This is a genomic window from Microbacterium hominis NBRC 15708 (genome assembly GCF_001592125.1).
Lineage (GTDB): Bacteria > Actinomycetota > Actinomycetes > Actinomycetales > Microbacteriaceae > Microbacterium > Microbacterium hominis.
Genome location: NZ_BCWI01000012.1, coordinates 59,901 through 80,469, shown reverse-complemented (window position 1 = coordinate 80,469; position 20,569 = coordinate 59,901). Strand labels below are relative to the sequence as shown.

General features: G+C 72.2%; 20 protein-coding genes. 13 read left to right on the top strand and 7 right to left on the bottom strand.

Annotated elements, in window-relative coordinates:
- Window positions 1-6: 6 nt before the first annotated feature.
- Entirely contained in the window at window positions 7-1,017 is a 1,011-nt protein-coding gene (locus tag MHO01S_RS10670; protein ID WP_061782272.1) for a DUF2332 family protein, read from the bottom strand.
- Between the two features lie 65 nt (window positions 1,018-1,082).
- Between MHO01S_RS10670 and msrB the strand changes: the two genes are divergently transcribed.
- Together msrB and MHO01S_RS10660 are read left to right on the top strand one after the other, a co-directional pair.
- Entirely contained in the window at window positions 1,083-1,499 is a 417-nt protein-coding gene (gene msrB, locus MHO01S_RS10665; protein WP_060959858.1) for a peptide-methionine (R)-S-oxide reductase MsrB, read from the top strand.
- A complete protein-coding gene (locus MHO01S_RS10660; protein ID WP_060959859.1) occupies window positions 1,496-2,134 on the top strand; it encodes a nitroreductase family protein in 639 nt (212 codons plus the stop codon). The genes msrB and MHO01S_RS10660 overlap by 4 nt, the downstream gene beginning before the upstream one ends.
- On the opposite strand, the gene MHO01S_RS10655 is transcribed toward MHO01S_RS10660, so the two are convergent.
- The gene (locus tag MHO01S_RS10655; RefSeq protein ID WP_060959860.1) at window positions 2,112-3,083 is read right to left on the bottom strand and encodes a DMT family transporter; all 972 of its coding nucleotides are present in this window, start codon (window positions 3,081-3,083) and stop codon (window positions 2,112-2,114) included. The genes MHO01S_RS10660 and MHO01S_RS10655 overlap by 23 nt on opposite strands.
- A gap of 331 nt (window positions 3,084-3,414) precedes the next feature.
- Here MHO01S_RS10655 and MHO01S_RS10650 point away from each other — a divergent pair, with 331 nt between their 5' ends.
- From MHO01S_RS10650 to MHO01S_RS10620, 7 genes are all read left to right on the top strand, one after another.
- The gene (locus MHO01S_RS10650; RefSeq protein WP_060959861.1) at window positions 3,415-5,139 is read left to right on the top strand and encodes an FAD-dependent oxidoreductase; all 1,725 of its coding nucleotides are present in this window, start codon (window positions 3,415-3,417) and stop codon (window positions 5,137-5,139) included.
- Window positions 5,139-6,011 carry a sugar phosphate isomerase/epimerase family protein gene (locus MHO01S_RS10645; RefSeq protein ID WP_060959862.1) on the top strand — a complete coding sequence of 291 codons (873 nt, stop codon included), beginning with the start codon at window positions 5,139-5,141 and terminating at the stop codon, window positions 6,009-6,011. The genes MHO01S_RS10650 and MHO01S_RS10645 overlap by 1 nt, the downstream gene beginning before the upstream one ends.
- A complete protein-coding gene (locus MHO01S_RS10640; RefSeq protein ID WP_082808071.1) occupies window positions 6,008-7,813 on the top strand; it encodes an FAD-dependent oxidoreductase in 1,806 nt (601 codons plus the stop codon). The genes MHO01S_RS10645 and MHO01S_RS10640 overlap by 4 nt, the downstream gene beginning before the upstream one ends.
- Window positions 7,810-8,271, top strand: coding sequence for a VOC family protein (locus tag MHO01S_RS10635; RefSeq protein ID WP_061782271.1), 462 nt, complete (start codon window positions 7,810-7,812; stop codon window positions 8,269-8,271). The genes MHO01S_RS10640 and MHO01S_RS10635 overlap by 4 nt, the downstream gene beginning before the upstream one ends.
- A 40-nt stretch (window positions 8,272-8,311) precedes the next feature.
- Window positions 8,312-9,208, top strand: a complete 897-nt coding sequence (locus MHO01S_RS10630) for a LysR family transcriptional regulator (protein ID WP_060959925.1) — start codon at window positions 8,312-8,314, stop codon at window positions 9,206-9,208.
- A gap of 147 nt (window positions 9,209-9,355) precedes the next feature.
- Window positions 9,356-10,765 (top strand): MFS transporter, encoded by a 1,410-nt coding sequence (locus tag MHO01S_RS10625; protein ID WP_082734171.1) that lies wholly within the window; start codon window positions 9,356-9,358, stop codon window positions 10,763-10,765.
- Between the two features lie 73 nt (window positions 10,766-10,838).
- Entirely contained in the window at window positions 10,839-11,702 is an 864-nt protein-coding gene (locus MHO01S_RS10620) for a shikimate dehydrogenase (RefSeq protein ID WP_060959864.1), read from the top strand.
- Here MHO01S_RS10620 and MHO01S_RS10615 read toward each other — a convergent pair.
- Window positions 11,696-12,436: an SDR family NAD(P)-dependent oxidoreductase gene (locus MHO01S_RS10615; RefSeq protein ID WP_060959865.1), complete on the bottom strand. Its 741-nt coding sequence runs from the start codon at window positions 12,434-12,436 to the stop codon at window positions 11,696-11,698. The two genes, MHO01S_RS10620 and MHO01S_RS10615, sit on opposite strands and share 7 nt — an antisense overlap.
- Window positions 12,437-12,558: 122 nt before the next feature.
- Between MHO01S_RS10615 and MHO01S_RS10610 the strand changes: the two genes are divergently transcribed.
- The 4 genes from MHO01S_RS10610 to MHO01S_RS10595 are packed head-to-tail and all read left to right on the top strand — an operon-like array spanning window position 12,559 to window position 16,578.
- Entirely contained in the window at window positions 12,559-12,852 is a 294-nt protein-coding gene (locus MHO01S_RS10610) for a YciI family protein (RefSeq protein WP_060959866.1), read from the top strand.
- Window positions 12,852-13,895 carry an alcohol dehydrogenase catalytic domain-containing protein gene (locus MHO01S_RS10605; RefSeq protein ID WP_060959867.1) on the top strand — a complete coding sequence of 348 codons (1,044 nt, stop codon included), beginning with the start codon at window positions 12,852-12,854 and terminating at the stop codon, window positions 13,893-13,895. The genes MHO01S_RS10610 and MHO01S_RS10605 overlap by 1 nt, the downstream gene beginning before the upstream one ends.
- Entirely contained in the window at window positions 13,892-15,535 is a 1,644-nt protein-coding gene (locus MHO01S_RS10600) for an FAD-dependent oxidoreductase (RefSeq protein WP_061782270.1), read from the top strand. The genes MHO01S_RS10605 and MHO01S_RS10600 overlap by 4 nt, the downstream gene beginning before the upstream one ends.
- Before the next feature lie 11 nt (window positions 15,536-15,546).
- Window positions 15,547-16,578: a Gfo/Idh/MocA family protein gene (locus MHO01S_RS10595; protein WP_082808074.1), complete on the top strand. Its 1,032-nt coding sequence runs from the start codon at window positions 15,547-15,549 to the stop codon at window positions 16,576-16,578.
- A gap of 10 nt (window positions 16,579-16,588) precedes the next feature.
- Here the strand turns inward: MHO01S_RS10595 and MHO01S_RS10590 are convergent, their stop codons facing one another.
- The 4 genes from MHO01S_RS10590 to MHO01S_RS10575 are packed head-to-tail and all read right to left on the bottom strand — an operon-like array spanning window position 16,589 to window position 20,569.
- Window positions 16,589-17,296, bottom strand: coding sequence for a substrate-binding domain-containing protein (locus MHO01S_RS10590; protein WP_060959870.1), 708 nt, complete (start codon window positions 17,294-17,296; stop codon window positions 16,589-16,591).
- Window positions 17,293-18,267, bottom strand: a complete 975-nt coding sequence (locus MHO01S_RS10585) for an aldo/keto reductase (RefSeq protein WP_231735108.1) — start codon at window positions 18,265-18,267, stop codon at window positions 17,293-17,295. Before MHO01S_RS10585 ends, MHO01S_RS10590 begins: the two co-directional genes overlap by 4 nt.
- Entirely contained in the window at window positions 18,264-19,220 is a 957-nt protein-coding gene (locus tag MHO01S_RS10580; RefSeq protein WP_197425770.1) for a Gfo/Idh/MocA family oxidoreductase, read from the bottom strand. The genes MHO01S_RS10585 and MHO01S_RS10580 overlap by 4 nt, the downstream gene beginning before the upstream one ends.
- Complete coding sequence (locus MHO01S_RS10575) at window positions 19,217-20,569, bottom strand: protocatechuate 4,5-dioxygenase subunit alpha/beta (RefSeq protein WP_060959871.1); 1,353 nt, start codon at window positions 20,567-20,569, stop codon at window positions 19,217-19,219. The genes MHO01S_RS10580 and MHO01S_RS10575 overlap by 4 nt, the downstream gene beginning before the upstream one ends.

Here is a 20,569-nt window from a genome sequence, read left to right as displayed (position 1 = left end):
TTCACGCTAACGCGGCGAGGACGTTTCCCCCTCGCGCCACTCCAGCCAGGAGCCGAGCGGATCGGCCATCGCCACGATGCGCCCGTCGAGGGCGAGGGCGAACCCGTCCGACGACGGCTCCTGCGCGTGCGCTCCCACCTGCCAGCCGCGATGCAGCGTCGGGGCGTCGAGGGTGATCCACCGTCCCGCAGCGCGCACGTCGTCGATGAGGACGTGGCGGGCATCCCACGGGATGTGGGCCAGCACCCCCGGGGTCTGGATGACGAGTGTCGCCTCCCGCGGCGCCGCGGCGACGGCGCGGGCGAGCTGGGCGGAGCCGTCGCCGGCGAGGAGCAGCGGCGGGTCGGCCGCCGCGATGCGCAGCGCGTCGGCGACGCGTTCGACGCGGCCCTCCTCGCCCGGCCAGACGAGACCCGTCAGCCAGGCGGCCGTCGCGGGATCGGTCGGCGCGAGCGGTGCGAGGTCGATCCCGGCGCGCCAGACGATCGTCGGAGAGCGCAGCGGCGGTACGAGCGGACCGCGCAGCACGCTGCGCAGGACCACCTCCGACGTGCCGTCATCGGGATCGAGAGCGATCTCGCCGTCCGGCGTCGCGTAACGGTAGGAGTAGCGGTCGGGGTAGAGGCAGAGTCCGGCGCTCGCACCGATCTCGAGCAGGGCGATCGGCCCCTCGATGAGGCTGAGCGCGGGCAGCAGAGCGGCGCACCGCAGCGGCTCGTTCGTCTGGAGCGACCGGCGGGCGCACTCCCCGACGACCTCGTCGGCGTGGCGCAGGAGCCACTCCCGCCACACCGCGTAGGGCGGCTCGCCGGAGCCCAGCAGGCGCGCGACGGCGAAGACGAGCGGCGGCTGACGGTGCATCGGGGCGATCCGCGCCAGGACGGACTGCACCGTCCGGTCTGCGGCGACGCCGGCCGCCCAGTCGGCGTACACGGCCGAGCGCCCGGGCGCCTCCTTGCGGGCGAAGCGCGCGTAGCGTTCCGCGACCGCGGCGATCTCTGCATCCACGGGCTCCATTCTCGCCGGGACGGAGCACGCCCCCGCGACGTCGGGTTGAATGGAGGTGGACTAAGGAGCCAGATATGACCTACCACGTCACCAAGACCGACGAGCAGTGGCGTTCGGAGCTGACCCCCGAGCAGTACGCCGTCCTCCGTCAGGCGGGGACGGAGCGCGCATGGACCGGCGAGCTCCTCGACGAGAGCCGCGCGGGTCTCTACACGTGCGCCGCGTGCGGCGCCGAGCTCTTCCAGAGCGGCACGAAGTTCGACTCGCACTGCGGGTGGCCGAGCTTCTACGAGTCGGTGCGGCCGGAGGCCGTGGAGCTCATCGAGGATCGCAGCCACGGCATGGTGCGTACGGAGGTGCGCTGCGCGAACTGCGGGTCCCACCTGGGCCACGTCTTCCCCGACGGCTTCGGCACGCCCACCGGCGACCGGTACTGCATGAACTCGCTGTCGCTCTCGTTCACGCCGCAGGGCGAGGCGGACGCGTCGTGATCGACGCGGTCACCGACTACCCCGCCCTCGCGGCGGTGCGCGGGCGGCGGTCATGGTCGAAGGTGACGGATGCCGCCCCGACCCGTGCCGAGCTGCTCACCCTGGTGTCGGCGGCCGGCCGGGTCGCCGACCACTCGTCTCTGCGCCCGTGGCGGGTGATCGAGCTGCGCGGCGATGACCGGCTGGCCCTCGGTGCGGCCATCGCGACGGCCGAGGGCGACGACAAGCCCTCGACGAAGCCGTTGCGGGCACCGCTCGTGCTCGCGATCGTCGCCAGCTACCGCAAGAGCGACAAGGTGCCCCGCTGGGAGCAGGAGGCCGTCGCCTCGGGCGTCGCGCACATGCTGAGCCTGCTGCTGGACGAAGCGGGCTGGGGCGTGATCTGGCGCACGGGTCGCTACACCCGCGCCAAGGCCGTCGCGAAGGCGCACGGTCTCGGCACGGACGAGGAGCTGCTCGGGTGGCTCTACGTCGGCGGCAAGCCGCAGGGCGCGCGCCCGGGACGGCGGACCTCGGTCGACCCTCGATCGCACCTGACGCGGATGCCGGCGGCGACGGTCTCCGGCGAGAAGGCGGACGCCGCCGCGGCGAAGGCGAAGGCGAAGAAGAAGGTCAAGAAGAAGAAGAAGGACTAGTCCGCCGGCGCCGCCACGGCGCGGCGGCGATGACGACGGACGTCCCGGCCACGAGCACCATCAGCAGCTCCGTGACCCAGCCCGGGCCCGAATCGGCGGGCCACAGCGCGTCGATCGCGAACGCGGTGCCGAGCTGGCCGACGACCACCCCCAGGCCCAGCAGCAGCACACCCGTGTGGGCGACGAGAGCCGCCGACAGGAAGATGTAGGCGACACCGACGACGCCTCCGAGGTACAGCCAGCCGGCCGAGGGGAGCTCGGCGGGCGGTCCCACCAGCGCGACGTGGACGGCCGCCGCGATCGCGAGCACGATCGTCCCGCCCAGGAAGTTGACGAAGGTCGCCGTCAGGGGCGTGCCCACGCGCTGACGAAGTCGTCCGTTGGTCGCCTGCTGCCACGCGATGCCGACGCCCGCCAGGAACGGCAGCAGCAGCATCCACCACGGGATGCGGTCGAGCACGCCGCCCTGCAGGGAGATGCCGACGGCGACGAGCGCGAGCATGCCGCCCGCGACACGCGGCATGGTGACGGCGACGACGCCGGCCGGGCCGTAGCCGATGCGGTCGAGGACGAGTCCGTTGAGCGTCTGCCCGGCGACGACGCCCACGGTGAACAGCGACACGCCGATGACCGCGACGGCGAGCCCCTGCGTGGCGACGGTGAGCGCTCCGGCCAGGCCGCCCCCCAGCATCCACCAGGGGATCGTGCGCGCACGGATGCCGAGGACGAGCGCCGTGACGCCGCGACGGCCGGCCGGCAGGACGGCGGAGAGCACGACGAGCACGGCCAAGCCGGAGGCGAAAGAGACGACGGCGGCGACGAAGCCGTCGCCGATGTGCAGACCGAGCTGGCCGTTGATGCGCGCCTGGATGGCCGTCAGCACACCGACGAGCACGGCACCCCCGAGGGCGACGCCGGCGGGCAGCCGGTGCGTCGTCGGAGGTGTCACGAGTCCTCAGCCTATCCGGGCAGGACGGCGGGACCCGGCTGCTCAGTCGTAGCCGAGGATGCAGATCGCTTCGGTGATCGGGTCGGGTTCGGTACGCGGGTCGTGCTCGTCCACGAGATCGAATCTAGGGGCGTCCGACGCGGGAGGCCAGCCGCATCGCCGTGCATAACGACAACGCTCTCCGCGCGCCGACCTCTGGACGCGGGTTGCACGACGCACACGACCGCTATATCTTCTTTTCTACACGATCGATCCCTGATTATATACACCAAACGTCACAGTTTGTGTCCCTCGGGATCATGATCATCGCGGAGCCAACGGAGGACCCCTGATGCAGACATCGCCCGTCTCGGAGTACGACGTCGTCGTCGTGGGTGCGGGAGCAGGTGGGCTCGCCGCCGCCGTGACCGCCGCTCACGGCGGAAGCTCCGTGCTCGTGCTCGAGGCGGCGGAGGTCTGCGGAGGCGCGACGGCATGGTCGGGCGGGTGGCTGTGGGCACCGCGGTCACTGCTCGCCACCCGCGAAGGCGTCGATGAGTCGCTGGACGACGTCAGCGCCTACCTGCGTGCCGTGCTCGGTGACGACTACCAGGAGGACCGGGTGCGGGCCTTCCTGGAGGCGGCCCCCGAGATGATCGAGTTCTTCCACACCCGGACCGCGCTCGAGTTCGTGCCCGGCTCGAAGATCCACGACATCTACGGCGATCTGCCCCATGCCGGCACCGGCAACCGCTCCGCCGCCCCGAAACCGATCAACGCGCGCCGGCTCAGCCGCTCGGTACGGGCGCTCCTTCGCGGTCAGCTCTACGAGACGTCCTTCCTCGGGATGGGGATCATGGCCGGACCGGACCTCGGCGCCTTCCTCGCGGCGGCCCGCGGCGACCTGCGGGGTCTGTGGCACTGCACGTGGCGGGTCGGGCTCCACCTCGTCGATCTCGTGCTCCACCGCCGCGGCATGCAGCTGGTCAACGGCACCGCCCTGGTGGGCAGACTGCTGCAGTCCGCGGAGGACGCGGGAGTCGAGATCCGCGTCAGCTCCCCCGCCCGCGCGCTGACGACGGATGCCGAGGGCCGTGTCACCGGGGTCGTCGCCCAGACGCCGGACGGAGAACGCACCTTCGTCGCGCGCGCCGGCGTCGTGCTGGCCGCCGGAGGCTTCCCGAACGACGTCGAACGTCGGCGCGACCGCTTCCCCCGCACCCCCACGGGCACGGAGCACTGGACCCTGGCACCGGCGACCGCCGACGGCACGGGCATCTCGCTCGGAGAGAGCGTCGGCGGACGCCTCCAGCAGGGCGCCGCCGCCGGCGCGTGGTGCCCCGTGTCGCTCATCACCTATCGCACGACGGGGCGCACCGGCGTGTTCCCGCACATCATGGACCGCGCCAAGCCCGGCAGCATCGGCGTCATCAGCACGGGCGAGAGGTTCGTCAACGAGGCCAACGGGTACTACGACTACGTGACCGGAATGTTCGCGGCCGTGCCGGCGGGCGAACCGGTCCAGTCGTGGCAGATCGCCGACGCGACCTTCGTGCGACGGTTCCCGCTCGGCATGGCCCGGCCGCGCCCCGTGCCGCTGCTGCCCTACCTGCGCAACGGCTACCTCGTGAAGGCGCCGACCCTGCGCGAGCTCGCCGCGCGATGCGGGATCGATCCGGACGGACTCGAACGCACCGTCGCGGAGTTCAACCGCGACGCCCGCGCCGGCGTCGACACCCGGTTCGGGCGGGGACGCACCGCCTTCAACCGCTACGGCGGTGACGCCTCCGTCACGCCGAACCCCTCGCTCGCCCCCCTCGAGAAGGGGCCGTTCTACGCCGTCCGCGTACTGCCCGGCTCGTTCGGCACCTTCGCGGGGTTGGCCACCGATGCGAGCGCGCGCGTCGTGGATGCCGACGACCGCCCCATCCCGGGGCTCTACGCCGTCGGCGCCGACCAGGCCAACGTCATGGGCGGCCACTACCCCGCCGGCGGCGTCAACATCGGGCCCGCGCTGACCTTCGGCTACGTCGTCGGACGCGACCTCGCCCGCATCGAGACGGCGGTGGTCCGGTGATGCGCGAGATGGGGGTGGCGCACCTCACGCTGCTGACGCTCACGCCGCCCGAGCTGGTCGACATCGCGGCCGCGGCCGGCTTCGGCTTCGTCGGCATCCGCGTCCGGGCCGTCACGACCCAGGAACGCGCGTTCGACATGCGACCGGGCTCGCCGATGCTCGCCGAGACGCTCGCGAGACTCCAGCACACGGGACTGACCGTCCGCGACGTCGAGTTCCTGCCGCTCACTGCCGGGGTCGGACGCGAGCAGTGGCTCCCCGCCCTCGAAGCCGGTGCGGCCCTCGGCGCGTCGGCGCTGACGGTCACCGGGGCCGACCCCGACCGCGCACGGCTGATCGACACGCTCGCGGCACTGACTCAGGATGCCGCGGCCCACGGCATCCGCCCGCTGCTGGAGCCGATCTCCTATCAACCCGTCGGCCGCGTCGCCGACGCCGCCGCGATCGCCCGTGAGACCGGCGCGGCCCTCATGCTCGACCCGCTCCACATCTGGCGGGGCGGATCGTCGCTCGACGACATCCGCGGCCTCGAAGCGTCGCTCGTGCCGGTGCTCCAACTGTGCGACGCGCCGCCGACCGCCCCGTGCGGCGACGACCGGGTGGCCGCACTGCAAGGCGAAGCCCGCGCGCAGCGGCTGCTGGTCGGCGAAGGCGGGCTGCCGTTGGCGGAGCTCCTCGAGGCCGTGCGGCCCGGCACTCCTGTGAGCGTCGAGATCCCCCACGCGCGCCTGCAGGCGCACCTGCATCCGCTCGCCTACGCCCGCCGGGTCGCCCGGAGCACCCGAGACCTGCTGGAGCGCGTCGATCGGACCCGTCCCTCGCCCGCCGCGGAGGCGGCCGGGCACATCGTCGTCGAAGGAGAGCGCTCATGACCGCCACGACCCCCCGCACCCCGCATGCCGAGAGCGCGGTCGCCGCGACGGCGCGCCCCGGCGACACGGTCGTCGATCTTCTCGTGCTCGGCACCGGGGCGGCAGGCCTGTCGGCCGCCGTCACCGCCGCCGCGAGCGGGCTGGAGACGCTGGTGCTCGAGAAGACCGAGTACCTCGGGGGGACGACCGCCTACTCCGCCGGCACCTGCTGGGTGCCCGGTCACCGTCATCAGCGCGCACAGGGGCTCGCGGACGAGAGAGCGGAGGCCTCGCGCTACCTCGACGCGGTGGTCGGCGACAAGGCGCCCCGTGAGATCCGGGAGGCCTACCTCGACCGCGGCCCCGAGATGATCGACTGGTTCCACGACCTGGGAGTGCGGTTCTGGCATTCCCGCACGGTGGTCGACTACCACCCCGAGGAGGACGGAGCCGGTGTCGGCCGCGCCCTGGAGCCGGAGACCTTCGACGGGCGCCGCCTGGGCTACGAGGACTTCCGGCGCGTCCGGCCGCCCGTGCCGGAGTTCGCCCTGTTCGGCGGCACGCTCATGGTGCGCCGGGCGGAGGTGAACCGCCTGCTGGAGCTGTTCCGCTGGTCGCCGCGGGCGGCCGCCACGGCGCTCTCCCTCGGCATCCGCTGGTTCTTCGACCGCCTGCGCTACCCCCGCGGCACCCGTCTGGCGATGGGCAACGCCCTCGTCGCGAACCTCTTCCACACCCTCACGGCGCGCGGCGGCCGAGTCTCGTTCAGCAGCACCGCGAAGGAGCTGCTGATCGAGGACGGCCGCGTCGTCGGCGCGATCGTGGAGGCGGACGGGCGTGAGCGGCGCGTGCTCGCGCGGCGCGGCGTCGTGCTCGCCGGCGGCGGGTTCGCGGCCTCCCACGCGTGGCGGGAGGCGCATCTGCCCGCCCCGACGCCCCAGTTCACCCGCGCCGCCGAGGGGGCCACGGGCGACACGCTCGCCCTCGGCCTCGCCGCGGGCGCCGCGCTCGGACCGGATCACGGCGACAACGGCTTCTGGTTCCCCAGCTCCATCGGCCGGCGCCGCGACGGGTCGCTCGTCGTCTTCCCGCACATCTGGGACCGTGCCAAGCCCGGCATCGTCGCGGTGACCGCCTCGGGACGCCGCTTCGTCGACGAGTCGGTGTCGTACCACCGGTTCGTCCGCGCCATGTACGCCGCCCAGGCCCGCGACGAGGCCATCCCGGCGTGGCTGATCATCGATGCCCACGCCCTGCGCGAGTACGGCCTCGGCATGATCCGCCCGCACACCCCCGGGCGCGCGCTGCGCCGCTATGTCTCGGACGGCTACATCCACCGCGCCGGAACGATCGCCGAGCTCGCGCGACGGATCGGCGTCGACCCGGACGGGCTCGCCGAGACCGTCCGGGTCAACAACCGCTCCGCCGTCACGGGCGTCGACGAGGAGTTCGGAAAGGGCACGAGCCCGTTCGGCCATCAGTACGGCGACGCGCGCCACCGCCCCAACGTCAACCTCGGACCGATCCGCAGGGCGCCCTTCTACGCCCTTCCCCTCGTCCCGACCCCGCTCGGCACCGCGCGGGGACTGCGGATCGACACGGAGGCCCGCGTGCTCGACGCGCACGGCCGACCGATCGCCGGGCTGTACGCGGCCGGAAACGACGCGGACTCCCCGATGGCCGCCGAGTATCCCGGCGCCGGCGGGCAGGTGGGCGCGGGCATGACCTTCGGCTACATCGCCGCGCGCCACGCGGCATCCGCCGCGCCTTCCTCCCCCGCGGAGGGTGCCGTGGGGATCGCGACGACGGAGGCACGGTCATGACCGCCCCGAACCTGCGGACCCTCGCCACCGCACTCGACCAGATCGGCGTGGTCGTCGCCGACCTCGATGCCGCCGCGGCGGGGATGCGCGCGGCGTTCGGCATCGAGCCACGGCTGCGCACCACTGCCCGCTACCGCGGTGCACGCTATCGCGGGTCGAGCCTGGACACGGAGGTCGATGCGCTCTTCTACGACCTGTTCGGCATCGAGATCGAGTTCCTCGCGCCCCGCGGCGGCCCCGACATCTGGCAGGAGTTCCTCGACGAGCACGGCCCGGGACTGCACCACATCCGCTTCGCGGTGGACGATCACGACGCCGTCGTCGCGGCGATGGCCGCGGCGGGCATGCCCGTGCATCAGGAGGGGGACTCGGTGCGCGGCGGCGGCGTCCGCTACGCCTACTTCGACGCGCGCCCGACGCTGGGCTTCTTCCTCGAGATCCTGTCCACGCCCGTGTGAGCGCTCCGACATGGACATCGGCAGCCGTTATGCTCGCGAGGTGGAGATCCGCTGGCTCGAAGCCTTCGTCGTCGTCGCCGAGGAGCTGCACTTCGGACGCGCGGCCCAACGCCTGCACGTCGCGCAGTCGCCGCTGAGTCAGACCATCCGCCGACTCGAGGCGAGCATCGGCACCGAGCTCTTCGAGCGCAACACGCGCAGCGTCGCGCTGACGCCGGCCGGGCGGGCACTGCTGCCGATGGCCTACCGCGTGATCCAGGACCTCGCCCTGGCCACCGAGGCCGCGCGCGCGGCCTCCGGCGCCATCCGCGGCACCGTGCGCATCGGGTTCTCGGGCGCGTTCAACCACTTGACCCTGCCGGCGCTGGCGCGCGCGGCCCGGCGGGAGCTGCCGGAGGTGGACCTGCAGCTGGTCAGTCGCGTCCGCACCCGCGATGGGCTCGCCAAGCTGCGCAGCGGCACCCTCGACCTGGCGTTCGTCGGGCTGCCGGTCGCCGCCGAGGGCATCGACTCCCGCATGATCGCCCGCACGCGTCTGGGCGCGGCCCTGCCGATCGATCATCCCCTGGCCGATGAGCCGGCACTCCACGCGCGTCAGCTGGCCGAGGACGACTTCCTCTCGATGCCGACGGACGGCTCGTCCGCCATGGCCGAGGGGCTCATCCGCTGCTGCGTCGCCGCGGGCTTCCGCCCGAACATCGTGCAGGAGGTGGCGGACCCCTACATGATGCTGACCCTCGTCGCGGCGGGCATCGGCGTGACGATCACCGCCGAGGATCTGGCGCCGATCATGCCGCAGGGGGCCCGGTGGGTGGAGCTGCTCGACGAGCCGCAGTACATGCGGCACGGCATCGCCTGGCTCAAGGACGACCAGAGCGCCGCGCTCCGGGCGGTGCTCGACCTCGCGGAGCGCATCCTGCCGACACCGGAAGATTAAGCGCAGAATCCTCTTTGTTTCAGACAAACCTAGTTCTGGACGCGACACAATAGGGATGCCACGCTGTCGGGAGCGCATCGCACACGCGACCGCACCCCACAGAACAACGGCGTCTGGCCTCAGCGCCCTCGAACGAAGGCAGAGCACATGTCAACGACGACATCTCCTCCCCGGAAGAAGAACAACGCGCGCATCGCCGCCGTCTCAGGATTCATCGGCAGCGCACTGGAGTACTACGACTTCTTCATCTACGCGTCCGCCGCCGCGTTGATCTTCCCGCACCTGTTCTTCCCCGCCGGCGAGCCCGGCGTGGCGACGCTGCTGTCGTTCGCCACGGTCGGCGTCGCCTACGTCGCCCGCCCGTTCGGTGCCGTGCTGTGGGGACACGTCGGAGACCGGTGGGGACGCAAGAAGGCGCTGCTGGCCTGCCTGTCCATCATGGGCGTGGCGACCTTCCTCGTCGGCTGCCTGCCGACGTGGGACGCGATCGGGGTCGCCGCGCCGATCATCATCGTCGCGCTGCGCCTGATCCAGGGCGTGTCGGCCGGCGGTGAGTCCCCGGGCTCGAGCGCACTGACGCTGGAGCACGCCCCCGACCGTCACCGCGGCTTCTTCACGAGCTGGACGATGTCCGGCATCATGTTCGGCATCGTGATCTCGAGCCTCGTGTTCATCCCGATCGCGGCCCTCCCCGAGGACGCGCTGCTCAGCTGGGGCTGGCGTGTGCCGTTCTGGGCATCGCTCGCCGTGACCGTCGTCGCGATCGTCCTGCGCCGCATGCTGGACGAGCCGGAGGTGTTCGAAGAGGTGAAGGAGACCGAGGAGGTCGCGAAGATCCCGCTGGTCACCCTCTTCCGCTACAACGGCGGCACCGTCCTGCGCGTGACGCTGATGTCGCTGTTCACCGTCGTCAACACGATGTTCAACGTGTTCGTCCTGGCCTACGGCACGACCGTCGCCGGCATCCCGCGGGCGAACATGCTCATCATCATCACCGTCGCCAACTTCGCCGCGGTCTGCTTCGGCCCGATCGCCGGGGCACTGTCGGACCGGATCGGACGAAAGCCCGTCTTCCTCGTCGGCCTCGTGCTGCAGTCGATCACGATCTACGCCGTGCTGGCCGCCGTCGACGCCGCGAACATGCCGCTGGTGTGGGCGCTGAGCATCTTCCTCATCGGCATCGCCTACACCCTGTCCAACTCGGTGTACCCGGCCTACTTCCCGGAGCAGTTCCCGGCGCGCGTGCGCTACACCGGCATGGCGGTCAGCCTGATGCTCGGGCTCGTCCTGGCCGGCTTCACGCCCGCGATCGCGCAGGGCTTCGTGACGGGCGAGGGCAACGAGCAGAACTGGCCCGCGGTCGCGTTCTTCACGATCGGCATCGTCCTGATCTCGGGAATCGCGACCGTGTTCGCCCCCGAGACCTCGCGGACGCCCACGGCGCACCTCGGTCTGAGCCGGCGTCAGCTCGCGGAGATCGATCGCCGCACCGAGACCGGCGAGGCGCTCACGCAGTCGGTGCGCACGACGCCCTACGACCGCTTCAGCCGCCGCTGAACACCAGGATGCCGGGCGCCGCCGCCGTCACCGGCGCGGCTCCCGGCATCCGCGTCCCCAGAAACGGAACCCCATGACACGCTCCTACCTCGTCGGACTCATCGGCTCGGGGATCGGGTCGTCGTCGACGCCCGCCCTGCACGAGAGCGAGGCCGACGCGCACGGCGTGCGCTACCTCTACCGCACGATCGACATCGACGCCCTCGGCCGGACGGCCGCCGACGGCGCCGAACTGGTGCGGCAGGCGCAGGAACTCGGCTACGACGCACTGAACATCACCCACCCCTGCAAGCAGACCGTCCTGTCGGCGCTCGACGAGCTCTCCCCCGACGCCGAGCTGCTGGGCGCCGTGAACACGGTGGTGTTCCGCGACGGCCGCGCGATCGGCGCGAACACCGACCATTCGGGCTTCGCCCAGGGCCTGCGCGACGGGCTGGACTCCCCCGCGCTCGACCGCGTCGTCCTCCTCGGCTCGGGCGGAGCGGGCTCGGCCATCGCCTTCGCCCTCCTGAACGCCGGCACGCGGGTGCTGTCGGTCTTCGACCCCGTCGTCGAACGCGCCCGGGCGGTGCGCACGGCGCTGGGCCCGGCCTTCCCGGGAGCGGAGATCGTGGCGATCGGCGCCGACGAGCTCGCGGCGGCGATCGGAGCGGCCGACGGACTGGTCAACGCGACCCCCATCGGCATGGTGGGCCACCCCGGCATCCCTGTCGACCCGTCGCTGCTGCACTCCGGCCTCTGGGTCGCCGACGCGATCTACCGGCCGCTGCGCACGGAGCTGATCGAGACGGCGCAGGCCCTCGGGTGCGCGGTTCTCGACGGCGGGCGGATGGTGGTCGGCCAGGCCGCCGACACCTTCCGGCTGATCACGGGACGGGACGCGGATCCGGAGCGGATGCGGGCCCGCTTCCTCGCGCTGACGGGCGCGACTCAGTAGTCGGCGCGGCCGCCGGAGAGGTCGAAGGTGGCTCCGGTCGTGAAGCCGCACTGATCGCTCGCGATCCAGGCGACGGTCGCCGCCACCTCCTCCACCGTCAGGAAGCGCCCCATCGGGATGAGGGCGCGCGTGCGCTCGATGAACTCGTCGGTCAGCTGCGAGAACAGCTCCGTTCGCACCATGACGGGCGCAATGGCGTTCACGGTCACGCCGTCGGCGATCAGCTCGCGCGCCAACACCTTGGTCATGCCGACGACGCCGTGCTTCGCGGCGGTGTAGGCCGACAGCGAGGCGGTCGCCTCTTTGCCGGCGATCGAGGCGACCGTGATGACGCGTCCGTAGCCGCGTTCGCGCAGGTGCGGCACGACGGTCTTGGCCGTCAGGAAGGCGCCGGTGAGGTCGAGATCGACCACCCGTCGCCACGCGTCCGCGTCGTAGTCCCAGAGGGGTCCGACCGGGCCGGTGATCCCCGCGGAGGAGACCACGACGTCGACCTTGCCCACGCGGCGCAGCGTCTGGTCCATCGCGTCGCGCAACGACCGCTCGTCCGTGACGTCCGCCGTCAGCAGCGCGGCGGGCTCCCACGATCCGGCGAAGGCGGCGGGCTCGCGATCCCACACGGACACGTCGGCACCGGATGCCGCGAACAGCGCTCCGATGCCGGCGCCGATCCCGCGCGCCCCTCCCGTGATGACGACGGACGTGTCTCGGAAGTCGAAAGTCACCTGTGACATGCCCGCCACGGTAGCGCGCCCATTTGAACGGGATCAAGCATAAACAATGACTGATTCAGTCGTTCTGTTCACACTATCTTCGTCACATACTGGAGTCCGTGAGCCCAGACGAAGGAGTCATCATGCCGACGTTCGCCGTGTCATACGCCTACGCGCCCGGCAGCGAGGAGGCCCGCGCCACGCACCGCCCGGCCCACCTCGCCTTCCTGCAGGGACTGCACCGTGCGGGCATCCTGTACATGAGCGGCCCGCTCGCCGATACCGACCCGAGCGCGCTGCTGATCCTCCAGGACACCGACCGCGTCACGCTGAGCGCCCGCCTGGACGAGGACCCGTTCTTCACCGAGGGCCTCATCGCGCAGCGCACCGTCGCCGAGTGGAACGTGTTCTTCGATCCGCGTAACACGGTCTCCTGATGCGCACCGCCCGCACCGTCGCCCGCGGAACGCTCTCGTTCGACGAGATCGCCGAGCCGCAGCCGCGCGCCGGCCACGCCCGTGTGCGCATCCACGCCGTGAGCCTGTGCGGCACCGACCTGCACATCTTCGACGACGACTTCCCCACGCAGCTGCCCCTCGTGCAGGGGCACGAGATGTCGGGCACCGTGATCGACACCGACCCCGCCGCCGCATTCTCCCGCGGCGAGCGCGTCGCGATCGATCCGCTGGTGGCGTGCGGCGACTGCCCCGCCTGCCGGCGCGGGCGCTCTCACGTCTGCCCGCACCTGTCGGTGCGCGGATGCTACGAGGACGGCGGATTCGCCGAGGTCGTGAGCGTCCCGGTCGACCGGCTGCACCGGGTGCCCGACGACCTCGCGCTGGATGCGGCGGCCCTCGGCGAACCGGCGTCGATCTCCCTGCAGGCCGTCGCACGCGCCGGAGCCCAGCCCGGCGAGACGGCGCTCGTCCTCGGATGCGGGCCGATCGGGCTGCTGGCGACGCTCGGACTGACCGAACGCGGCGTGACGGTGATCGCGGCCGACACCGACGCCGAGCGCGTCGCCCTCGCGCGGGAGTTCGGCGCGGCTCACGCGCTCCGCGTGGCCGACGGATTCCCCGACGACGAGCAGCGAGCGCTGCTGTCCGCCCTCACCGACGGCGCCGGACCCGATGTCGTCATCGAAGCGACGGGGGTGCCCGCGTCGCTGGAGAACGCCGTCCGCCTGATCGCGGCCGGCGGGCGCATCGTGCAGGTCGGGATCTCGCCCCGCCCCGCCCGCATCACGGTCAAAGACCTCACCGACAAGGAGATCGAGCTGCACGGCAGCCGCAACAGCCGCGGCCTGATCCCGGACGGTCTCGCGATGCTCGCGCGCCACCCCGCGGCCACCGCGGCGCTCCTCACCCACCGTTTCCCCTTCAGCGACCTCCCGGAGGCGTTCCGCACGATGGCCGACCCGTCCATTCCCACCGGCAAGATCCTCGTCCTGCTCTCTCCGGAGACGGAGGCCACGGCGTGAGCGGCGTCCTCGCGGGAGTCGAGCAGCTGCCGCCCGCCGTCGACGTGCTCGTGCTGGGCTCGGGGGCGGCCGGACTGGTCGCGGCCCTGCGGGCGGCGGATGCCGGCGCCGTCGTCTGCGTCGCCGAGAAGGCCGACCGCGTGGGCGGCACCACGTGCGCCGGCGGCGGTGTCATCTGGGCCCCCGCCACCGACATCGCGGCCGCGGCGGGCTTCGCCGACAGCCCCCGCGCGGGGCGCGACTACCTCGCCGCCGCCTCCGCGCACGTCATGGATGCCGAGACGATCGAGTGGTACGTGGAGACGATCCGGGAGGCGATCGCCTATCTCGACACCGCGACGCGCGTCCGTCTCGCTCCCCTGGCCCGTCCCGACTATCGCGGCGAATGGCCGGGAGCGGCCGCGGGCGGACGCTCGCTGGACAATGAGCCGTTCGACCCCGCGCCCTTCCCCGGGCTCGCGGAGGCGCTTCGTCCGCCGTCCTACTTCCCGCTACTGACGATGGCCGAGCGCGACGACCTGGACGGTCGGGCCGCCGATCCGACCCTGCTGGCCGACCGCGCCGCCCGCGGCGTGCGCACGATGGGAGGAGCCCTCGTCGGGTCTCTCGTCGCGAGTGCGCTGGACCGCGGCATCCGGGTGGTGCGCGGCGTCCGCGCCGACGGACTGGAACGTGCGGGCGACCGGTGGCGGGTCTCCTTCGCCGAGACGACCGTCACCGCCGGCGCGGTCGTGGTCGCGACCGGGGGCTTCGAGTGGAACGCGCACCTGCGGGCCGCTTTCCTCCCCTTCGACGTCACCCCGATCAGTGCCCCGTCGAACGAGGGCGACGGGCTCGAGCTGGGGTTGGCGCTCGGCGCCGCAGTCGCGGACATGACCGAGATCTGGGGCGTGCCGGTGCTCACCCCTCCGGAGCAGGTCTACGACGGCGCACCGTCGGGACGGATGGGCAACGTCGAGATGACGCTGCCGGGATCGCTCACGGTCAACGCGGCCGGCGAGCGCTTCGTCAACGAGGCCCTCGCGTACGCCGACACGTGCCGCATGTTCGGCGACACCGATCCCGTGACCGGCCGGCCGCGCAACAGCCCGGCGTGGCTGGTGTTCGACGCGGCGTTCGCCCAGCGTTACCCGATCGCCGGGTCGGCGACGGGCGCGGCCCCGGACTGGGCGGTGACCGCGCCGTCGGTGCGCGAGCTCGGCATCGCCATCGGCGTCGATCCCGACGGGCTGGAGACGACGGTGGCCCGCTTCAACCGGGATGCCGCCACCGGCGTGGACACGGTGTTCGGACGGGGCGAGACCGCCCAGGACCGGTTCCTCGGCGACGCGACGCACACCCCGAACCCGTGCCTGGCCCCCCTGTCCACACCGCCGTACGCCGCCGTCCCCGTGCGGGCCGGGGCGCTCGGCACCTCGGGAGGCCTTCTGACCGATCGCGACAGCCGCGTGCTCTCGTGGAGCGGAACCCCGATCGAGGGGCTGTTCGCCGCGGGCAACGTCTCCGCCGGCGTCTTCCGGGGCACCTATCCGGGAGGGGGCGCGACGCTCGGCTCCGCCGTCGCACGCGCCTTCGTCGCCGGTCCTGCGGCCGCGGCCGCGGCGCGCGCCGCGCGCACGCTCGTGGGGGCCGGGCGATGAGGGTCGCGCTCGTGGGAGCAGGCGCGATCGGGCGCACGCACGCCGACACGATCGCCGCGACCGCCGGGTTCGACCTCGCAGGCATCGCCGACCCGTTCGACGCGGCCGGGCTCGTCGCCGAGCGGTACGGGACGCGGCACCACCGCGACCATCGGACGCTGATCGAAGCGGAACGACCCGACGCCGCCATCATCGGCACGCCGAACGAGCTGCACGTTCCCCAGGCGCTGGACTTCATCGCCGCGGGCATCCCCGTCCTCGTCGAGAAGCCGGTCGCCGTCGACCTGGCCGACGCCCTGACCCTCGTCGCGGCGTCCGATGCCGCCGACGTGCCGGTCCTCGTCGGGCATCACCGGCGCCATCATCCGGTCGCCGCGAGGGCGAAGCAGATCATCTCGGCAGGAACCCTGGGACGCCTCGTCGCCGTGAGCGTCACCTCGTTCCTCGCCAAGCCCGACGACTACTTCGACATCGCCTGGCACCGCACGGCCGGCACCGGCGGAACGTTCCTGATCAACCTGATCCACGAGATCGATCTGCTCCGCTACCTCGTCGGCGAGATCACCGCGGTGACGGCCCTCGCCTCCACCGCGACGCGCGGCCTGGAGGTCGAGGACACCGGTGCGCTCGCGTTCGCGTTCGACTCGGGGGCACTGGGCACCCTCATCGTCTCCGACACCGTCGCGGGGCCGTGGAGCTGGGATCTGACGGCCGGCGATTCGCCGCGCTTCCCCGCCCATCCGGTCGATTCGCACCGTGTCGGCGGCGTCGAGGCGTCGCTGACGCTGCCGACCCTGGAGGTGTGGCGCCACGACGGCGAGCGCAGCTGGACGAACCGGATGCACCCGCAGCCCGCCGATCGGGGCGTCGAGGACGGCGACACGAGCCCGTACGTCCGGCAGCTGCGCCATTTCGGCGAGGTCGTCGCACGCCGGACGGAGCCTCTCGTCAGTGCGCGCGAGGGCGCCCGGAACCTCGCGGTGATGGATGCCGTCGCGCGGGCCGTCGCGACCGGGGCGACCGCGACGGTGCATGCGGTGTGAGGCGCGCCGCTCAGGGCCCGCCGGGGACGTCGAAGGCGTGCGACACGATGAGGGCGGCGGCGGCGTCATCGCCGAAGGCGGCGAGCACCGCGGCGGCGTCCTCGGGGGCGGTCGCGGCGGTGGCGACCGCACCGGAGAACACGGTGTCGATGGCGACGGCGGCGGGCAGGGCGCCGAGCAGACGCACTCCTCGCTCGCCGACGAGCTCGCTCGCCTGCTGGAAGCCGAGGTCGACGCGGCGTTCGCGCAGCAGGCGGGCGACGGGGATGCCGGGCGGCGCCTGGACGAGGCGATCGCGCAGCTCGTCGTCGAGTCCCAGTTCGGCGATCAGCGCCACGAGGGCCGCGCCGCTCGGACCGGTCGAGTAGCCGATCCGCCGCGCCCCGCGCAGCGCGTCACGCAGCGCCGCGAGGTCGTCGAAGGCGGGCTGACCAGTCGCGACGGCGACGGCATCCTCGGGTGCGCGGACGGCCACCGCCACGTGGGACAGCAGCAGCGGCGTCACCGTGTCGGCGCGCACATGGCCGTCCCGCGCGAGTGCGCGCAACGCGTCGTCCGCCAGGAACACGAGGTCGACCCTCTCCCCCGCCGCGACGCGGCGCCCGGCATCCACTCCGCCGACGGACTCGAGCTCCACGGCCGGCAGACCGGCCGCCTCCGCCGCGGCGGCGAGGTCGGCGAGCACCTGCCGGGTCGCCATCGACGAGATCGCCTTCACGCGGCATCCTCGAACGTCTCGGCATCCACCTCTGCCGCGCCGCGGTCGTTGTACCGCGCCCCCGCGACGGTCGCGGTGTCGATCAGCGCGCTCGCACGGTCGAGGATGTCGGGGGCGATGCGGAGGTCGGCCGCATCGAGGTTGTCGCGCAGATGGTCCGCACGCGTCGTCCCCGGGATCGCCACGACGTGCGGGCCGCGCGAGAGCACCCACGCCAGCGCGAGCTGGGCCGGCGTGTATCCGCTCTCGGCGGCGAGGCGCCGCCACGCCGGCAGGAGCGCGGCGTTGGCCGACCAGTTCTCCCCCTGGAAGCGGGGCATCGCGCGGCGGATGTCGCCGTCGGGCAGGAGGTCGGGGTCGCGGATCGCATCGGCGAGGAAGCCGCGAGCGACCGGCGAGAAGGCCACCAGGACGATCCCGTCCTCCTGTGTGGCCTGCAGCATCCCGAGCTCCGGGTTGCGGCTCCACAGCGAGTACTCGTTCTGCACCGCGGCGATGGGCGCCGCCTGCTGCGCTTCGCGCAACCGCGCGACCGACACCTCCGACAGCCCGATGGCGCCGATCTTGCCGCTCGCGACGGCGCCGGCGAGGGCGTGCACGCTCTCCCCGATCGGCACCGACTTGTCCCACCGATGCAGGTAGTACAGGTCGATGTGATCGACCCCGAGCCGGCGCAGCGACGCATCCACCTGGGCGCGGAGGGTCTCGGGGCGTCCGTCGATCCGCTTCACGCCGTCGACGATCGCCATGCCCCCCTTGCTCGCCAGCAGCACCTCGTCGCGACGTCCCGCGATGGCGCGACCGACGAGCTCCTCGTTGCGTCCGCCGCCGTAGAGCGTCGCGGTGTCGAGGAAGGCGGCCCCGGCATCCAGCGCGTGCCGCACGAACGCGACGCCGTCCTCCACGGGCGGCGCGACCCCGTAGGCGTGGCTGAGCGGCATGCAGCCGAGACCGACGCGGGCGAGGGTCACGCGAGCTGCTCCTCGAGCATTCCCAGCACGCGATAGCAGTCGAACACCTGACGCAGCGACGAGTTCGGCTCGCGCCCCTCCCCGATCGCCGCGATGAACTCCCGGTCCTGCAGTTCGATGCCGTTCATGCTCACCGCGACGTGCGAGACGTCGATCGGCGTCTCGTTGCCGTCGACGAGATCGTCATAGCGGGCGACGTAGGTGCCGGTGTCGCCGATGTAGCGGAAGAAGGTGCCGAACGGCCCGTCGTTGTTGAACGACAGCGACAGCGTGCAGATCGCGCCGGATTCCGCCTTGAGCTGGATCGACATGTCCATCGCGATCCCGAGCTCCGGGTGCAACGGCCCCTGGATCGCGTGGGCCTGCACGATCCTGCCCGCCTGATAGCCGAACAGATCCACCGTGTGGGCCGCGTGATGCCACAGGAGGTGGTCGGTCCAGCTGCGCGGCTCGCCCTTCGCGTTGGTGTTCGTGCGCCGGAAGAAGTAGGTCTGCACGTCCATCTGCTGGATGTCGTACGCCCCGGCGGCGATCCGCTGGTGGATCCACTGGTGCGACGGGTTGAAGCGCCGCGTGTGCCCCACCATCGACACCCGGTCCGAGGCGAGCGCCGCCGCGAGCGTCTCCTCGGCATCGGCCAACGAGTCGGCGAGCGGGATCTCGACCTGGACGTGCTTGCCGGCCGCCAGCACCGCCTGCGTCTGCGCCGCGTGCAGACCCGTGGGGGTGGCGAGGATGACGGCGTCGACGTCGTCGCGCTCCAGCACGGCGTCCAGGCCGGTCACGGCCGTGGCGACGTCGTACTGACGCGCGACCGCCTCGGTCGCCCCGGGGTCGGTGCCGCTGACGACCGTGACCTCGGCGTCGGGGATGTTCATGAGGCCGTCGAGGTGCTTCCTCCCGAAGGCGCCGGCGGCACCCACGACGGCGATACGGATCTTCTGGGTGCTCACGCGGGTACCTCTTCGACGGGACGGCTCTCGCTCTGAGACAGTACCGGTGCGGGCGCCGTCGGGTTCGAGATGACGAGGTGGCCGACGGCGGTGTTGGATGCCGGGACGTGGTAGAACCGGTGCTGCACGTCCGGCGCACCGCCGCCGAACTGGTCATCCATCGCGCCGCGCGCGATGAGCCAGTCGACGAGCTCGATGCCCTCCGACCCCGCCTCGTCGACGTACTCCATGTGCGACCACTCCGTCAGACCCAGCGGGTCGGCGATGAGGTGGTCGAGGAAGGCGTTGTCCCATTCCTCGTTGATCAGCCCTGCGCGCGGGCCCTGCAGCTGGTGGCTCATGCCGCCGGTGCCCCAGATCTGCACGTTCAGCGGCTCACCGTCCCACTTGTCCAGGGCGCGGCGGATGGCCTTGCCCAGCTCGTAGCACCGGCGCCCGGACGGCACCGGGTACTGGACGACGTTGACCGGCAGCGGGATGACGCGGCACGGCCACTCGTCGACGTCGCCGAAGACGAGCGACAGCGGGACGGTCAGGCCGTGGTCGACGACCATCTCGTTGACGAGGGTGAGGTCGAAATCGTCCTGGATGACCGACTGGGCGATGTGCGCGGCGAGCTCGGGATAGCCCTTCACGTCGGGCACCGGCCGGGGGCCGTAGCCCTCGTCCGCCACCGGATAGTGGGCGCCGGTGCCGAGCACGAAGGTCGGGATGATGTTCGAGTCGAACGCGGTGGCGTGGTCGTTGTACACCAGGATGATCACGTCGGGCGTGTTCTCCTTCGCCCAGCGCCGCGTCCACTCGTACCCGGCGAACACCTTCTTCCAGTACGGCTCCTCGGTCTTGCCGTGGTCCATGGCCGCACCGATCGCCGGGACGTGGGAGGTGAACAGGGCCGAGGTGAACCTCGCGGGCGCGTCCTCGCGCATCGTCTCGGCCTTCTCGGTCGACGGCGGCGTCCACCCGTCGAGATCCTTCAGCCGCGCCCCCTCGGGGCGCCGGCCGCCGCCGACCATCATGTCGCGGTAGGCGGCTTCGCTCATGCCGGTCATCGAGCCGGCCATCTGCTGGAAGCTCATGCCGTGCGTGGCGCCGATCTTGCTGAGGAAGTAGATGTTGCCGCCCTCGGCCATCATCGCGTTGAGGTCGAGGTCGAGCACGGCCTGGCGCTGGGCGGGCGACAGCGGCCACTCGTCGAGGTACGCCTCGCGGTCGGCGAGGTAGCGCTCGCGGTTCTCGGGCTTCATCAGCGACATGGAGAACTGGTTGAGGTGATAACCCTTGCGCGCCTGATCGGCGTCGAAGATGATCGTGCCGGGGATCTTCTGGTAGGGCTTGTCGAGTGCCAT

Bases quoted from the DNA above. Each gene is read 5' to 3' on its own strand.
- MHO01S_RS10670 (WP_061782272.1), bottom strand. From the start codon at position 1,017: ATGGAGCCCGTGGATGCAGAGATCGCCGCGGTCGCGGAACGCTACGCG.
- msrB (WP_060959858.1), top strand. From the start codon at position 1,083: ATGACCTACCACGTCACCAAGACCGACGAGCAGTGGCGTTCGGAGCTG.
- MHO01S_RS10650 (WP_060959861.1), top strand. From the start codon at position 3,415: ATGCAGACATCGCCCGTCTCGGAGTACGACGTCGTCGTCGTGGGTGCG.
- MHO01S_RS10645 (WP_060959862.1), top strand. From the start codon at position 5,139: ATGCGCGAGATGGGGGTGGCGCACCTCACGCTGCTGACGCTCACGCCG.
- MHO01S_RS10640 (WP_082808071.1), top strand. From the start codon at position 6,008: ATGACCGCCACGACCCCCCGCACCCCGCATGCCGAGAGCGCGGTCGCC.
- MHO01S_RS10635 (WP_061782271.1), top strand. From the start codon at position 7,810: ATGACCGCCCCGAACCTGCGGACCCTCGCCACCGCACTCGACCAGATC.
- MHO01S_RS10625 (WP_082734171.1), top strand. From the start codon at position 9,356: ATGTCAACGACGACATCTCCTCCCCGGAAGAAGAACAACGCGCGCATC.
- MHO01S_RS10620 (WP_060959864.1), top strand. From the start codon at position 10,839: ATGACACGCTCCTACCTCGTCGGACTCATCGGCTCGGGGATCGGGTCG.
- MHO01S_RS10615 (WP_060959865.1), bottom strand. From the start codon at position 12,436: ATGTCACAGGTGACTTTCGACTTCCGAGACACGTCCGTCGTCATCACG.
- MHO01S_RS10610 (WP_060959866.1), top strand. From the start codon at position 12,559: ATGCCGACGTTCGCCGTGTCATACGCCTACGCGCCCGGCAGCGAGGAG.
- MHO01S_RS10605 (WP_060959867.1), top strand. From the start codon at position 12,852: ATGCGCACCGCCCGCACCGTCGCCCGCGGAACGCTCTCGTTCGACGAG.
- MHO01S_RS10575 (WP_060959871.1), bottom strand. From the start codon at position 20,569: ATGGCACTCGACAAGCCCTACCAGAAGATCCCCGGCACGATCATCTTC.